Source organism: Pseudomonas sp. KBS0710, assembly GCF_005938045.2.
Taxonomy (GTDB): Bacteria; Pseudomonadota; Gammaproteobacteria; order Pseudomonadales; family Pseudomonadaceae; genus Aquipseudomonas.
In genome coordinates this window covers 3,157,194-3,173,421 of the sequence record NZ_VCCF02000001.1, presented here as the reverse complement: position 1 = coordinate 3,173,421, position 16,228 = coordinate 3,157,194, and the positions used below count along the sequence as shown (strand labels likewise).

The following is a 16,228-nucleotide window of genomic DNA, read 5'->3' as shown; positions in this document are numbered from 1 at the left end:
GTTCGAACACTGCGGATGTTCACCCTTAAATGTGAAGATTGCGTCATGGGGCCGACTAAACGCCGGCCATAAAAAAACCCTGGCAAGCCAGGGTTTTTCACAGCGCCAGATTCAGCGGCGACGGAACAGCGGCAACGGTTCATCCGTGGCAGCCTGGTAGGTCACCGAGAAGTCCTTGAGACTTTCCAGCGCTTCATACGGGTCTTTGTCGGCGCGCAAGGCGAAAGCATCGAACCCGCAACGGCGCAGGTAGAACAGTTGGTCGCGCAGCACATCGCCAATCGCGCGCAATTCACCCTTGTAACCATAACGGTCACGCAGCAGGCGCGCGTTGGAGTAGTTGCGGCCGTCGGTGAAGGCCGGGAAGTTCAGGGCGATGACCTGGAAGTGCTGCACGTCGTCGCCGATCTCTTCGGCTTCCTCGTCGGCGTCCAGCCACACACCCAGGCCGCCGTCGCGGGCCTTGAGGGCGTGCCCGTGTTCGCGCCACAGGGCCAACGGCACGATCAGGTCGTCGCAGTTGGAAATGCCGTCGAAGCTCGCGTCCTTGGGCAGCAGGTGCCAGGTTTCGTCGAGGACTTCGTTGTTTTTAATGATTCGCTGCATAGACGCGCTCCTTGAACAGGTCGATGCCGATGCGCTGGTAGGTGTCGATGAAACGCTCATCTTCGGTGCGCTGTTCGATGTACACGTCGATCAGCTTGCCGATCACCTCGGGCATGGCTTCCTGGGCGAAGGACGGGCCGAGGATCTTGCCCAGGCTCGCATCGCGGCTGGCGCTGCCACCCAGGGACACTTGGTAGAATTCTTCGCCTTTCTTGTCCACGCCCAGGATGCCGATGTGGCCGACGTGGTGGTGACCACAGGCGTTCATGCAACCGGAGATGTTCAGGTCCAGCTCGCCGATGTCGAACAGGTAGTCCAGGTCGTCGAAACGGCGCTGGATCGATTCGGCAATCGGGATCGACTTGGCGTTGGCCAGGGAGCAGAAGTCGCCGCCCGGGCAGCAGATGATGTCGGTCAGCAGGCCGATGTTCGGCGTGGCGAAACCGCCTTCGCGCAACTCGCCCCACAGGGTGAACAGTTGGCTCTGCTCGACGTCCGCGAGAATGATGTTCTGCTCGTGGGAGGTGCGCAGTTGGCCGTAGCTGTAGCGCTCGGCCAGGTCGGCGACGGCGTCCAGCTGTTTGTCGGTGATATCGCCCGGTGCAACACCCGTAGGCTTGAGCGACAGGGTCACGGCCACATAGCCTGGCTTTTTGTGCGCCAGGGTGTTGCGCGTGCGCCAGCGGGCAAAGCCTGGGTGCTGCTGGTCGAGGGCCGCCAGTTCGGCGTCCTGATTGCTCAGGGCCTTGTACTCAGGGTCGACGAAGTGCTTGGCCACACGGTGTACTTCGGCTTCGGTCAGGGTGGTCTGGCCGCCGCGCAGGTGTTCCATCTCGGCGTCGACCTTCTGGGCAAATACCTCAGGGGTCAGCGCCTTGACCAGGATCTTGATCCGGGCCTTGTACTTGTTGTCACGACGGCCATAGCGGTTGTAGACCCGCAGGATCGCGTCGAGGTAGCTCAACAGGTCCTGCCACGGCAGGAACTCATTGATGAACGCACCCACCACTGGCGTACGGCCGAGGCCGCCACCCACCAGCACCCGGAAACCCAACTCGCCGGCAGCGTTGTGCACTGGCTCCAGGCCAATATCGTGCACTTCGATGGCGGCGCGGTCCGAGGTCGAGCCATTGATGGCGATCTTGAACTTGCGCGGCAGGTAGGCGAATTCCGGGTGGAAGGTGGTCCACTGACGCACGATTTCGCACCAAGGGCGTGGGTCGATCAGCTCGTCGGCAGCCACACCGGCGAATTGGTCGGTGGTCACGTTGCGCAGGCAGTTACCGCTGGTCTGAATGGCGTGCATCTGCACGGTCGCCAGCTCAGCCAGGATGTCCGGCACGTCTTCGAGTGCCGGCCAGTTGAACTGTACGTTCTGGCGGGTACTGATGTGGGCGTAGCCTTTGTCGAAGTCGCGGGCAATCTTGGCCATCATGCGCGTCTGGCGCGAGGTCAGTTGGCCATAAGGCACGGCAACCCGCAGCATCGGCGCAAAGCGCTGAACATAAAGGCCATTTTGCAGGCGCAGAGGGCGGAACTCTTCTTCGCTCAGTTCACCTGCTAGGTAGCGTCGGGTCTGATCACGGAACTGCTTGACGCGGTCCTCGATGATGCGCTGATCGTATTCGTCGTATACGTACATATAGGTCCTGTTCTCGGCAAATCTGCGCGCACGGCCGCGCACTCCCAACGGAGCCGGCGCACGATACCAGTTTGCGTTTATGCGCAAAAGTGATGTTTGAGTATATGTAAATAACCAAATTGACTAATGAGAACCGTTATCGCGATACCCACATTTGTCATGCGGGCAATCATCAACTTTACTGTGCTCGTGTCTTCGTGCAATCACCTATAAAACCGACAAGAGGCGATGCAATGAGCAATTCAACCAAAGCCCGTAAACCTGACAGTACCGTTGATGCCTGGGCCATTCTGTTTCTGATTATCCTGGTGGTGGGAACCGCCGTGTTCTGGGTTAGCCACCAGTAAAAGAAGGTTGATTGAACCTCGATTGACTGTCGCATTGCCACTATGATGGCGATCAACATTCGAGGCTTAAATAACCATGTTGAAGGTTCTGATTGCGTGTGTGTGGTTATTGGGATCCGCGTATGGGGCAGTCGCCCATGCGACGTCGGTGGTATTTCTCAACCCGGGCACGTCCACGGAAACCTTCTGGGTCAGCTACGCGCAATTCATGCAGGCCGCCGCCAAGGACCTCGGCCTGGATTTGCGTGTGCGTTATTCCGAGCGCAACGCGGATAACACCTTGGCCCAGGCCCGCGAAGCGCTGCAAGGCAGCGAACGCCCCGATTACCTGGTGCTGGTCAACGAGCAATACGTCGCCCCGCAGATATTGCGCCTGGCCCAGGGCAGTGGGGTCAAGTTGCTGGTCGTGAACAACGCGCTGACTGCCGACCAAGTGCAATTGCTTGATACGCGTAAAGACGCCCAGTGGATCGCCAGCCTGGTGGCGGACGACGAGCAGGCCGGTTACCTGATGCTCACTGATTTGTTGCGCAGCCATGGCCCGGTGGCGCCGGGCACCGCGTTGGACCTGCTGGCGTTTTCCGGCGCCAAGAACACTCCGGCCGCGCAACTGCGCGAACAAGGCTTGCACCGCGCACTGGCCGAACACCCCGAAGTGCGCTTGCGCCAGTTGGTGTACGGCGAGTGGAGTCGCCAGCGCGCCTTTGAGCAGGCCACCCAACTGTTCAAGCGCTACCCGCAGGCGGCGCTGGTGTGGTCGGCAAATGATGAAATGGCCCTTGGCGCGATGCAGGCCCTGCAAGCCAGCGGGCGCGTGCCGGGTAAAGATGCGTTGTTCAGCGCGGTCAACAGCTCACCGGACATCCTCAGGGCGCGCCTGGACGGGCGCCTGAGCACCCTGGTGGCGGGGCATTTCACCCTGGGCGGCTGGGCGATGGTGCTGATCAATGATGACGCCAAAGGGCTCGACATTGGCGCCTACGGCGGGCGTGACCGTCAGGAGGCGTTATACCAGCTGATCGATGCCAACCAATCACAACGCCTGTTGGGCCCCATGCCAGCGGTGGATTTCCGCGCACTGTCAGCCGTGGGCAAGCCTGCGTCCTATCGCTACCCGTTCAGCCTGCAACTGCTGCTGCGTTAAACCCCGGCCAGGTGCAGTACCAGCTTGACGATGCCGAACAAGGTCAAGGCAAACACCGCAGTGAACAGCAGGCCCAGGATCACAAAGTGGCTGGGCTTGCCATGGGTGAAGTCGCGGGCGCGGTTCTTGCCGCTTTGTACGCCAAAGGCCGCCGCCATCACGCTGTGCAGCATCTGCCAGAAGGTCGGCGGCTTGTTGTCGATTGGATCGTCCATAGCGCCCTCGCGAGTTGAATTATCCTACAGAGCATAGACAATCTGCCGCTGAGAGCTCGTGCTCATACGTATGCACCACCGGGCAAGGTCTGAGCGGTGCTGTGCTGTCACTCCAAATCACAGGAGTGACAATATGACAGATTTACCGACCCCTAACGTCGCCGACAAACCGCCGGCAGCAACCCTGAGTATTCACGCAGATTTTCTCGAAAAGACCGTACCGCAATGGCTGGTCGACGCGACACCGGCGCGCAAGTCGGCGCTAAAAAAAGCCACCCCGGTGGTACCGGACTCGTACAAAACGCTCTCGCCTGAACAGCGCAAGGCCCTCAATGCGAGCGTCAAGGCTAGCGTAATCGCCCAGGTCCAATTGGACAGCACCATAGCCACGTTCAAGGACGTCGACGCCTTCGCCAGGCCGTTGTTGCTCAACGCCTTGAAAGACCAGTATCAAGTGGAGGTCGATGTCGACACGACATTGCTCTGCCTGCGACGTGCGCTGCAGATCAGTGCCCTGGAGGTTGAAATCGACTCATTCGAGTTTCTCAAGCTGTCGATGCTGCAAGCGTGCTTGCATAACTTTGAAGCCTGGGAGTGCAGATCGGGCGCTTACCACTCAACCTCCGGATTTATGCGGGAGATAACCAACGGCGACACCTTTGAGTCGGCCACCCTCGACCTGACGGTCAGTCAGTTCATGACCTTGTGCCGCAGCCTTGATATCGGCGCGCAGTACCAGACTTATCTGAAAGGGTTCTTTGCGCCGGTAGACGCGAGCCCTGAGCCGCCGCTTCGTCAACACTTTATTGCCAGCCAAAAGGCGAACATGAAGGCTGCCGCAGAGCACGCCTTAGTGACCGGCGATATCGAACCTGCGGATCATGCGATGATCCTTTCGGTGGTCAATGGCAATCTTTATCCCACCCTTGGCAGCAAACGGGTGTGGCCGCTCGACATGAGCCTGATGAAAAAAAGACTGGTCGGCTGTGTTTACTTTGCAATCGGAGACGCCTACAGCGACGAATTGATTCTTTACATCCCGAATGACCCGGCGCACCCGCTCAAGCGCTATACCAAACAGGGCATGCGCGACGAGCTCAAACGCCAGTTCACCGCACGTGAAGGGATGGCGGCTGATGATCCCGCGCCTACGGCCTATCAGCGGTTTTTCAGTCAGTTTGTAGCCTATGATCAGCGGCCCTATTATTTCAGTCAGTTCACCCAGAAGTCCGCTGACTCCCCAAGTGGTCCGTTGAACTCTCCGTGGCGAAAGTTTGTAGAGATCCTGTTCGGCAGCACGCCGATTACACGGATCAAGGAACTGCCACCTGAAAGACCCGCGACGATGGAGCCGGTAAGCGACCCTTACCTTGCGCCCGGCAGCATGAAGCCCTATCGCGGTACCGGCACCTTTTCCGGGCTGCTCGACCTTTGGCCGTTCCTGTACGAAAAGCATCGCGACAAGATCCTCGCCGACGCCCGTGCCCATGCGGTGCCCACTGCTGATGTCGATGCCAAGGCGCGGGAGGCCAAACTGGCGCACTTGTTTGAGGTCGGGATGCTGGCGCTCAATCTGGTGTCGATGTTTGTGCCCGTGCTGGGTGAAGTCATGATGGCGGTGATGGTCGAGCAATTGCTCACCGAGACCCTGGAAGGCTCGATCGAGTGGGCCGAGGGCGACAAGCACGCGGCCAAGGCGCACCTGATTGATGTGGCCGAAAACCTGGCCCAGATAGCGCTGATGGCAGGCATCGGGGCAGCGGTCAGCAAATTCAGGGCCGCCAGGGCGGAGCCGGTGCTCGAAAACCTCAGCCCGGTCACGTTGCCCAACGGCGAAACCCGCCTATGGAAGCCGGACCTGGCGGGCTATGAAAGCGCCGTCACCCTGGAGGCAGGCGCAGTGCCCAACGCGCAGGGGCAATATACGCTCAACGGCAAGACCTGTATTCGCCTGGGCGATCAGGTCTACGAGCAGGTTTTTGATGAGTCGATCAAAAGCTGGAGGATCAAGCATCCGACCAACGCCGAGGTTTACCAGCCGATTCTTCAAAGCAACGGTCGGGGGGCCTGGCGTCACACCCTTGAGCGGCCTGCCGAGTGGGATCGCCTCACCCTGTTGCGGCGCATGGGGCCAGAAACCGACGCGTTTTCCGACACGCAGTTGCTCACGGTGGCGGATGTCAGCGGGGTCAGCGACAGCGCTCTGCGCAAGATGCACATGGACCTCGCGGTACCCCCGCCTGAACTGCTGGATGCCATGCGCTTGTTCAAGGCCGACGCTGGCAGCGGGCAGGTGATAGAGCAGCTGCGAGGCAACCAGCCAATTGACGAGCGTTATCTGTTTGCATTGCCTTTGGTGGCCGAAATGCCGCGTTGGCCAAAAACGCGGGTGCTTGAGGTGTTCAAGGGCATTGAGTTCTCCGGGGAGTCCGTGAAGTACGGGGTTGGGCGTGTGCCGCGTGGTGGCGTGGCGAAGGCGCCGATCCGGATTTCCCGCGCTGACGTCCTGGGTGGGCGCTTACCTGCGGTCATACTGGCGGCATTGGATGAAACGGAAGTCACCAGTCTGTTGGGCCCTGGGGGCGCGTGGGTCCGTGACGCGAGGCCGCAAACGTTTCGCCAGCAAATCGCCGACTTTGCCCAAACCCGCAAACCGGCGATTTTCGACAGTCTTTACGCAGGCACCGAACCGGTCGATAGTCAGGTCAAGCTATTGCAACGAACCTGCCCCGGACTCAGCGAAGCCGCTGCCCGGGAGACACTGGCCCACGCTTCCCTGGATGACCTCAAGCGCCTGGAAGCGACGCGCCGGGTGCCTTTGACCCTGCTGGAGGAGGCGCGCTGGTACGCCATCCAAGGTCGGCAGACCCGGGCCTACGCGGGTTTGCGCAGCGAAACCATGGCGTCGGCGGACAGTCGCCGGCTGGCACTGCATACCCTGGAAAAATTGCCGGGCTGGCCCGACACGTTGCGCCTGGAGGTGCGCGAAGGCAGTGACAGCGGCCTGTTGCTGGACAGCATCGGCAGTCCCACGGCACAGGACAAGAAGTACCTGGTGAAAAAAGGCCCGCGCTTTCAAGCGTTCGATGAGCGGGGAGAGGCACTCAACAGCCTGCCCACGCAGGGCGATAATTTTTACGCCTCGCTGATGCATGCCATGCCCGATGGCGCGCGCCAAGCGCTGGGTGTACCGCACGTTGGTCAAAGTGCGCAACTGCAAGCAAAACTCATCGCGTTTGCTGACCTTCATCGCAGCCAGGCACCGCAATGGTTGGCACCGCAACGCAGCTGGTTCAAGCCGCCGGTACGCATCAACGACACGTTGGTGGGGTATTACGCCAGTGGGCGAGCGGCGGGCCAGACCTTGAGTCTTGAGTCACGCGCGCAAGCGCTCTATGGCCTGAGCGAAACCCAGGCCGGTGAGTACATTCTGGAGTTGCAGGCACAGGGCAAGGACAACAAGGCAATCTTCAACCATCTGCAAAACCGTGAACGCCAATACACAGAACTGGCGTCCAAACTCGACGAGTGGGTCACGCCCTCGCACGACACTGTTTCCGATGCTCGTCAGTCCTCCTATAGAGCCAGCATGGCGCAACAGCTCAAGGAGGCCTGGCGCAAGGAGCCGTTAGTGGGGCGGGTCATCGGCGCGGAACGCTTGTACGTCAGCGTCGATGGGGATCTACCGCCTTTGACGGTTGATTTTTCTCATATTCGTACGCTGACGGTGGTCGGAGGGCCGATGAACGAAGCCCAAGTGGAAACTTTTTTGGCGCGGTTTCCCAATGTACAAGCCCTGTGTATGGGCGATCCCCCCGTATTATGGGGGCCGGCTGAGAGGGGGCGCGGCTCGACACTGATGACAGTACCCTCGGTGGTGAGCGATATGACCCACCTCAAAAGCCTGAGGTTTGGCACGTCGGTGGCGCAACTGGCGCCTGAGTTTTTTTCAAGGCTTAACACCTTGACTTCGCTGGAGGAGTTGCATATCGATTACCGTGGCTTTTCCGCCACGGCGCTCAACAGTCTGGACCTGTCAGCGCTGGTACAACTGAAAAAGTTGACAATCGAGGCGCCGATTGGTCTGTCGCAGTGGCCTGCCTATGTTGAGAACCTGCCGAGCCTGGAACGTCTCGATTTGAGCCGCACCGCGATCGGTGAGCTGCCCGCCAGGCTCTACAGCGGGCATGAACAACTGTGGGCAGGGCTGTCGATGGACTGGTCAAGGTTCTCGCGCCAAGCGTTCAGGCCTGCCTACGAGTACATCACAGCCTACAAGGGCAACAGGGGGCACTTGGTTGACTTGCACCAGATGGTCAGCGACTACACCAGGGGTGAGCTGCAGTTCCTGACCCCTGACTCTATGTTGGCTAACCAACTGCATCGAAAAATAATCATAAAGGCGCAAACCCCTGAAGCGCAGTTTGATGCTATTGAGCAACTCAGCGACAAATACACGGGCGTTTTTGCGCAGTTTTACAACCAGCCAGCCACTAACGCGCAGCGGTTCAGGGTGCGTTCGGCTGGTTGGCAGACAGGGCCAAATGCCCATGTAATCAGTGCGCTTGAGTTCAATTGGTGGGCGGCCGCAGGCAAGGAGTATGGAATCTACAGCACTTGTCCGGTGTTTGAGTTGCCGGAACCGGCGTTTGCAGCGAGCACCCCGCTGTTGCAGGGGGATTCGGTTGAACTGCCCGAGTTACCCGCCGCAAGCTTTGCCCATGTAAGCACTCTGCGCCAGCGTTGGCCGGGGGCATCGATTGAGCAGACCCGCGGCTTTATTCGCGCATTCAGCAATACGCAAACCCTTGAACTCAACGGCCTGGGCTTGACTGAAATACCCATAGGCAAGGGCGATCTTCCGGCCTTGACCCGGCTCGACCTTTCCAACAACCGCTTGGCTATGCCGGCCTTGCAGGCGCAACTCAATGATCTCAAGAGCCTTCAATTCCTGGACCTGAGTCATGGCAGCAACCCGCTTACCGGCGTGGATGTCAGCGAACTGACGCAGCTCAGGGCGTTGAACTTGCGCGGGACTGCATTGCAGGCCTGGCCGGCCGGAGCCGAGCGCCTGCCGCAATTAACCTGGCTGGACCTGCGCGACAATCAACTGGTGAGCCTGCCGCCCGAGGTGCTGGCCAATGACGCGCTATTGTTGAAAACCAACTTGGCGGCAAACCCCTTCAGTACGGCGGGTGAGGCTGAGCTGGAATCAGCACGCCAGCGCATTGAGGGCGCCGGAGGCTTGCCACAGGGTGCGCTGGCGCGGTTTGAACAGCAAAGTGTGCCGGCCGTCTTTCCTCCTGCGGAAACTGGCCTGACGAAGATGAATTATTTGTTGCCTTTGCCCCGGCGAATCACGGTGATCAAAGGGCGCGTGGGGTTTGTCGGGCGCTTGCAGGAACTGTCCCCGTCGGTGACCGAGGAAAAGGCTCTGCAATGGTTCGAGCAGTTACGTACTGTCGGTGGGATGAGTGACCTGCAAATAGATGCCATGTTGACCAACTGGCACCAGGAATACGAGACCCTGACGCGCGCGCTTAACGGCTGGCTGTATACCCGCGAGTTACCCGGCCTGAACGCCAGACAGGTGGCGCAGACACGTCGTCTTGTCGCCATCAAACTCGCTGAGTGCTGGCAAACCGGCTTGTCAGCCGAAACCGGTTATGAACTGAACCTGCAAGGCCTGCAAGTCGATAATCTACCCGAATTGACGGTGCAGCATAATTATGTCCACACGCTGAATTTAACCGGTTTAAAGGTCTCGGTGGCGGGTGCCGAAGGCTTCCTCAACAGCTTTCCTTCGGTACGCAAGCTGGTCCTGAGTGGTAATAATCTGTCGGTCGTTCCCGAGGCGGTGGGGCGCATGGCTCAGCTTGAGGAACTGGAGTTGAGCGCTAATGCCATCACCGACCCCGAGCCTTTGTATCGCCTGGCGGGAGGCGAACGCTTGCGACGGTTGGATCTGGGCAGAAACAACCTCAGAGAGTTCAGCGTCCAAGCCTTCAGTCGGCTTGAAACGTTGGACCTGAGTTATAACGCTCTGAACGAGTGGCCCGACGATACACTGCAATCTTCGAGCCTGCGAACGCTGAACCTGTGTGGCAATGAGATCAGAGAACTGCCCGAGGGCTTGCTTGATGGCAGTCATCATGCGCTGGTGCAGGGGACGGACCTTTCCGAGAACGAATTGCTTTCATTCAACAGCCTTGATGAGATGAGGGACTACAGCGATGGGCCGGTGATGGGCTGGAGTCGCGCAGATATCGAGCGAGGAATCGAGCAGCATGAAGAAGCCGACTCTTCTGATTCCGATGATGAAGGCGATGGCGATGACGGCGCAGATGAGTCCCTGGAGGATATCCAGGACCCAGAGGGGGATGCTGGAAACGCGGTGCTGGCCTCCTGGCTGGCGTCCTCACCTCAAGAGTTGGTCACGGCCCGGCAGCAGTTGTGGCTGCAATTGTCCCAGGAACCACTGAGTGAGCGCTTCTTCCATCTGCTCGAACGGCTACGCGACACCCCTGAGTACCAGTTCAGCCGGGCTGATCTTACCCGCCGGGTATGGGGGGTGATCGAAAGCGCCGCCGGCAGTGCGCAGATGCGCGAGTCGTTGTTCGCCGCCTCGGCAACCCATGGCACCTGTGTTGACGGGCGCATCCTTACGTTCAGTTCAATGGAAGTGATGGTGCTCGTAGAGCAGGTGTTGCGTGAAGTCCCGGTTGATACCCTCAGGCTTAGAGGGCAACGTCTGCTGGAGCTGTCCCGGCAATTATTCCGGGTGGAGCAGATCGATACCATTGCCATGCGCAATACCCGAGGGGGAGACGAGGCCGAGGTGCGCCTGGAGTACCGGATTGGTTTGACCCATGGCTGGCCCGATGGGCTGGAGCTGCCGGGGCAACCCAGGCATATGCAATATGGTAGGCCGATCGAGGGGGAAGTGTTAAATCGCGTGCGCAACCAAGTGTTGACGGCGGAAGCGTCCGGCGCGTTTTATGAGCGCCTTATTCGCGAAGATTACTGGATCCTCTATCTGAAAGAGCGTTATCCCGATGAGTTCCAACAGCTTGAGAGTAACGCTCGTGCAAGGCATGAGGCACTCGAGGACGAATATGAAGGAGACCTCAGCGATCCACGCTACACGGCGGCACTGAACCAAATGCAGTTTGCTCGAGATAGCGCACGGGTGCAGTTGCTGCTTGAATTGTCTCGCAACGCGGTGTCGGAACTCGCGACGGGTACTGTGGCTCCGGCACCGAGCAGCCCGGCTTCGCCGCAGCCCGGCCCGTCGACACGGCCGTAGTCAAGTCAGGAAGCGGGCGTGCTCGCTTCCTTGCTTTAAGCCTTGGTTAGGATCGTTCCCACGTGTGGGAACGATCAAGAAGCGCCTTATACTTCCAGGGCCAGGAACAGTTGTTGATCCAGCGGTGCCTCGATCCGGGCGTCATCCAGATAGATCACGACGCGGTTATTGGCCTTGTCCCGCTCCATCAGTTCTTTGCGCGTAAACAGGCGTTCTGCCGGGGTCTTCAGGTGGCCATAATTAGGCGGTGAGACGGGCGAGTCGACGGCGGTGTAATGGAAATGCGCGTACCACAGGTTGGCTTCCTCCCCCTTTATTCCTGCTTCGATTTTACGTTTGTCACGTATGACATATTCGGTGAGAAAGTCACCGGCCTTCAGTGCAATGCGTTTTTTCACCAGGTTGATATCGACAAACCCATGGGTGTGTAAATAGTCGACCTTGTAGGCTTTGGGGCGCTGTAGCAAATACCCTTCGGCGCACACCTGGTAAGCCTGTTTAGAGGCAGCCTTTGCCGCGTCATCGTAACGCTTGCGCAGGGCAGCGACTTGTTCGCCGGTCCCACTCTCAAGTTCCTTGGCCAGTGCTGCAAATTGCGCTGCATGTTGACTCAGCATCTCTTCCCAATCCTTGGGGTTGACGGTCTCTCGTCGACTCGGATCCTGGAGTTTGTTTTGTTGATAGCTGATAACGTTATCAATGCGGATTCGCTCGTTTTCGAGGGCCTGTGCATCCGCTTTGATTCTTCGCATTCCTCTCAATGGGCGAGGCGCAGGCCTGGGCGCTGTTGTCGGCGCACTCGGGGCTTCGACGACAGTCCAAACACCTTCACTGGCGTGTTCGTGGTAGGAGGCGACGACTGTCTCGGTGAATGGGTCAATAACGTCGACAAAACTGCCTTCAACACCTGGCTCGCTCGGGCGTAGGTCACCCACCAGGGTTCCACGGTTGCGGGTCTTGATCACTCGGCGGTTGGTGGGTTTTTGCCGGACGGTCCGGTTGGGGGCGGGTAGACGGGCAAATCCTTGCTCAGACAAGATCAAGGAGGCCAATTGTGCTTCCAGGGCTGTGCGTGACTGACTGAACTGTTTCAGAAACGGGTCTGTGTATTGTTCTCGCAACATCCTGGAAGGCATTTCAACTAACGCGTTAACGGCGTTTTCCAGCTGGACGTACTGCTGGAGCGAGCCCCTGAGTATGGCGATTTGATCGGTCGGCGAGTAACCGCCGGTGGTTTGCATTTCGATATGGGTGAGTAGGGATGTAGCCGCTCGCAGATCAGTGAGTAGATCAAGGTAAGGACGCTCCTCTGGGTTACCGGCGCCAAGCGCCCGATTGACGATCAAGTCAATAAACGACATCAGGATGTGCTGTTCCACGATAAATGAAGAAATCGGCTGGGAGGGCGCGAAGCTTATCCTTAGTTTTTCCCTCAATGCCGCACCGGCTTCTTGCAGTGTGGCTTCAGTCTTTTCTGCGATTTTGAATAAGTCTTTGAGCAGTTCCAGTCGCTGCGTGGCACCGCTGATGAACTCCTCGTAGGCGTCCGTGATGTGCTCAGGCAGTTCTCTTTCGACACGGCGCCGCAACTCAGAAAGGCTTTCACCGCGCCCGGTTTCAAGGGTGTTCGAGATTTTCCGATGCAAAGTTGAATAGGTGAATAACAAGTGATTGTAAAAATTCGTTGTTGCGATACCGCGTATTTCCTCGAATTGAACTTGTGTCCTGTCCAAGCGCATCAATTCTTTGGCCGCGTTCAGGGATTTTTCCTGTATGGAAATATACGTTTGCGCGTTGGTCTGGTAATTGTCGACTGCGATGTTCCACGCGGTTGTGGCACGCAATGCCGAGCGTTGCCGTTGTTCATGACGTTCGGCCATTCTGGTGCGCACTGCGGGAAGTAATGCAGGGTTGGCGAGCCTTTTCCAGTCCTCTCTCAAGGCTTGCCTGTGTTCTTCCATTTGCTTCTGGGCGCTTTCGGCTGCATCTTTAAACTGTTGCCACAAGGGCGCCAATGAGTTCCCTTCGACACTGAGTATTTCCAACTCCGAGCTCAGCGCCTCCAGTCGGCTCTTACGGTTTGTGCTCCAGTTAGTCTTCCGTTCGTTAGGCATACCCCCCTCCAGCCGGGCACGCCGGTCCAGCCGCCAATGCCCTTGGCCATCGCTGACCAGCTTGAAGCCGGGGTGCTGGGGACGGTCGGGATGCACCAGATAGACCTCATTGAAACCTTGCACCACGTTCGCCTGGAACAACAACCCGGCGATGCTGGCGTGCCACTTGCCGGCAATCCAGTACAGCCCTTTGAAAACACCGTCTGGTATAGGGGCCGGCAGCGGGGTGGGCCAAGGCACGCTCACTTGACGCAATGCGTTGAGCACCTGGGTGCCGGCCTGGGGGCTGGGAATCGAGTGGCTGAAGTCCAGGGCCGTGTGGCCGGTGGCGGGTGGCTCACCGGGCAACGCCACGGCGCCGAGATGCACCTGTGGATGCACCTGTGGTGTCGCTTGCGCAGGTGCCCGTTCTGCCGGGTGGCGCCAGGCTTCCAGTTGCAGGGCATGCTCCTGCGCGGTGGGCTCCGACAACGGCTGTGGCGACCGCTCGGCGGGCGCGGTGGCGTGCAGTAGCACCATAGCAGTGTTAAGCAACAGATCAATCAACGCCAGCTCGCGGGTGGTAGGGTCATGGCTGTCCAGGCCGGACAAATCCTGCTCCAGGCTGCTGACCAGCACCATGAACCAGCCCGCCAGCATGGCCGGGCCCTGCACCAGCGGTAACAGCAGGGTATTGAACAGCAGCCACGCGCCTTCCATCACGATGGCCCAGCGGCTTTCGTGGTTGGACACCGACTCGCGGTCGGCCAGCTCGACCAATGCCCCTGCCGTGCTGCCGAACAGATGATTGAGCAGTTGACCGTTGACTTGCGATTGCAGCCATTCACCCGCGCCTTCATCGACGGCCAGGGTCGCAGGTGCTGGTTTTTCAGGGATGCTGAATTCATCCCCAGGCAGGAAGATAATGATGTGCGGTTCCTTGATGCCGCCATGGTCATAGATGGGGCGAGCCTTGTCGCTTAGCCACGCCAGCACCGCGTCTTGCAGCGCGCCGGGTTCGGCCAGCGCGTCGAACAAGGCCTGGCGGGTCGGGTATTCATGCAGGGCGTCGGCATACAGCGGCTGATACAGCAGGTGTGGGCCGACACTCGTATCACGTGGTTCGATAATGAACGCGTTGTTGACTTCATCCGGATCAGCACCTGTTTTGCGGCACAGGGCCAGTGGGCGCAAGACAATCTCCTGTTCGTCGACGATCCTGTCCGAGGGCATCTGGCCCATCAACGCCTTCACATAGCGATAACCGGTGACGGTGACGCCATGCTGCCCGCGGATCTTGTACTCCAGCGCCTGCATCGGCAATTTGACCTTGAGTTCGCGGGTAAACAGGGTTTCCCGGCGGCGTGCGTCAACCGTGTCGGACAACAAGGTGTCTCTGATTGTTTGCGGATACGTGGTGCCGATGTCGACGCGCTGGATCAGCCCGGTACTGCCCAACAGGTAGTCTTCGTTGAGCCAGCTTGGAAGGGGCGCTGCATTTTTGGAGAACAGCGTGAGTGTGCCTTTAGGCTTGCCGGCGAGGTTCTTCAGGGCCAGCTCCGTCAGTGACATGCGCACATGCTCGATAATACCGGCGCCGCCTGGGTAGCCGGCAGCCACGGCAAAGTCCAACACCACTTCGTCGGGGTCGCAGTCGCCATGATCGGCTTGCATCTGCGTGCGTAGCGCGGTGCGGCTGAAACTGTAGATGTTCTCAATGCCCTCATTGAACGTGCGGCCCTCGTTGTGTTGCAGCACCTGCGCCATGTCCTGCACGTGGCGATGGTAGGCAAAACGGTCGGCGGCGCTGGCTTGCGCAAGCCATGGCGGCAGTTGTTGATTAACCTTCTGCAAGGTCGCTGCAGCGGCTGTCGGCACCTGGGTAAACAGCAGCGCCGGATCGGTGAGTTTTTCCAGGCGCCGCCCCAGGCTTACTTCGTCCTGGCCCTGAAACTTCAACGTCGCCAGGTCTTCCAGTTGTTGATTGAGGATCAGCCCGGCCTGTTGCTCGAACACATTGCCGTTCGGCTCGTTGCGCCGCCACGTAAGGCTGTCGAACTGGAACCGCGCCTGCATCCTGGCTCCCCAGGCAGTACCAAAATCATCGAGGCTGTCAAACACCTGGATGTCCCCGGCCACGCTGTACAACAGCACCTGCTTGTCGCGTACCAGCAGCAGGTCCGGCGTGAGCAAACTGACTGTCTCGGCGGCGTTGGTGAAGGTGCTCTCAATGAAGTAAACGTAAGTGGCGGGATTGGACTGTGGCAAGCGCTCGGCTTGCACCGGCCAGGTTGCGACGACCCTGAGCATGTCCCGCTGAGTCGGGTTCAAGCTGGATTGGCTGGCGGCCATCGCGGTCATCCGGCCGTTGAGAAACTCGCCCAGCCACTGCCAGCGACTGCTGCCATGGCTGTCGGTTTCGCTCCAGTAGTCGGCCAATGCCGTCTGGAAATACAGGTAAATCGATTCGGGCAGGGCATCAATGATATTTGCGATCTCCAGCATGTCGATAAGCGCAGCGGTGTCCGGCTTGAGGATCGTGGGGATCTGTTGAGTCAGGTAATACGGCAGTTCGCGTTTGGGGCGCAGGTCGAGTAACTGCGGGTTGAGCACATGGGCGATGGCGACTTCCATCAATGGCCGGTAGGTGTAAACCCCGTCCGGGTGCGGGATAGCGAGCTTGACGGCCGACAAGTCCAGCTTGAGTGACGGGTAGCGCTCCAGGATACGGCTGCGCAAGGCATTGAACACCACGGAGTACAAGGCCGGGCGCGTAGCAAAATGCGTATGGATGGCCTGGGCGGGTAACTGGTTCAGGGCCGTGAGGGAGCTCGGGGTGGGCATGATGAAATCCTTTTGCCTGTTTGATAAGAAA

At 59.1% G+C, this 16,228-nt stretch carries 6 protein-coding genes; 2 read left to right on the top strand and 4 right to left on the bottom strand.

The annotated features are described in order from the left end of the window. Positions 1–111: 111 nt before the first annotated feature. Together FFI16_RS14120 and FFI16_RS14115 are read right to left on the bottom strand one after the other, a co-directional pair. Complete coding sequence (locus FFI16_RS14120; protein ID WP_017136920.1) at positions 112–606, bottom strand: DUF934 domain-containing protein; 495 nt, start codon at positions 604–606, stop codon at positions 112–114. Then, positions 590–2,248: a nitrite/sulfite reductase gene (locus tag FFI16_RS14115; protein WP_099549122.1), complete on the bottom strand. Its 1,659-nt coding sequence runs from the start codon at positions 2,246–2,248 to the stop codon at positions 590–592. The genes FFI16_RS14120 and FFI16_RS14115 overlap by 17 nt, the downstream gene beginning before the upstream one ends. 423 nt (positions 2,249–2,671) lie before the next feature. On the opposite strand from FFI16_RS14115, the gene FFI16_RS14110 reads away from it, so the two are divergent. Continuing rightward, entirely contained in the window at positions 2,672–3,739 is a 1,068-nt protein-coding gene (locus FFI16_RS14110) for an ABC transporter substrate-binding protein (RefSeq protein WP_138815775.1), read from the top strand. Here the strand turns inward: FFI16_RS14110 and FFI16_RS14105 are convergent. Then, positions 3,736–3,954, bottom strand: coding sequence for a DUF2970 domain-containing protein (locus tag FFI16_RS14105; protein WP_116667758.1), 219 nt, complete (start codon positions 3,952–3,954; stop codon positions 3,736–3,738). The two genes, FFI16_RS14110 and FFI16_RS14105, sit on opposite strands and share 4 nt — an antisense overlap. Before the next feature lie 133 nt (positions 3,955–4,087). Between FFI16_RS14105 and FFI16_RS14100 the strand changes: the two genes are divergently transcribed. Continuing rightward, a complete protein-coding gene (locus FFI16_RS14100; protein ID WP_138815776.1) occupies positions 4,088–11,260 on the top strand; it encodes an NEL-type E3 ubiquitin ligase domain-containing protein in 7,173 nt (2,390 codons plus the stop codon). An 86-nt stretch (positions 11,261–11,346) separates the two neighbouring features. Here FFI16_RS14100 and FFI16_RS14095 read toward each other — a convergent pair whose 3' ends face one another. Further along, positions 11,347–16,197 carry a dermonecrotic toxin domain-containing protein gene (locus FFI16_RS14095; RefSeq protein ID WP_138815777.1) on the bottom strand — a complete coding sequence of 1,617 codons (4,851 nt, stop codon included), beginning with the start codon at positions 16,195–16,197 and terminating at the stop codon, positions 11,347–11,349. Positions 16,198–16,228: the final 31 nt, after the last annotated feature.

What these genes read in the sequence shown, in the direction of transcription:
- FFI16_RS14110 (WP_138815775.1), top strand. Translation starts at nt 2,672, where the DNA reads ATGTTGAAGGTTCTGATTGCGTGTGTGTGGTTATTGGGATCCGCGTAT.
- FFI16_RS14100 (WP_138815776.1), top strand. Translation starts at nt 4,088, where the DNA reads ATGACAGATTTACCGACCCCTAACGTCGCCGACAAACCGCCGGCAGCA.
- FFI16_RS14095 (WP_138815777.1), bottom strand. Translation starts at nt 16,197, where the DNA reads ATGCCCACCCCGAGCTCCCTCACGGCCCTGAACCAGTTACCCGCCCAG.
- FFI16_RS14120 (WP_017136920.1), bottom strand. Translation starts at nt 606, where the DNA reads ATGCAGCGAATCATTAAAAACAACGAAGTCCTCGACGAAACCTGGCAC.
- FFI16_RS14115 (WP_099549122.1), bottom strand. Translation starts at nt 2,248, where the DNA reads ATGTACGTATACGACGAATACGATCAGCGCATCATCGAGGACCGCGTC.
- FFI16_RS14105 (WP_116667758.1), bottom strand. Translation starts at nt 3,954, where the DNA reads ATGGACGATCCAATCGACAACAAGCCGCCGACCTTCTGGCAGATGCTG.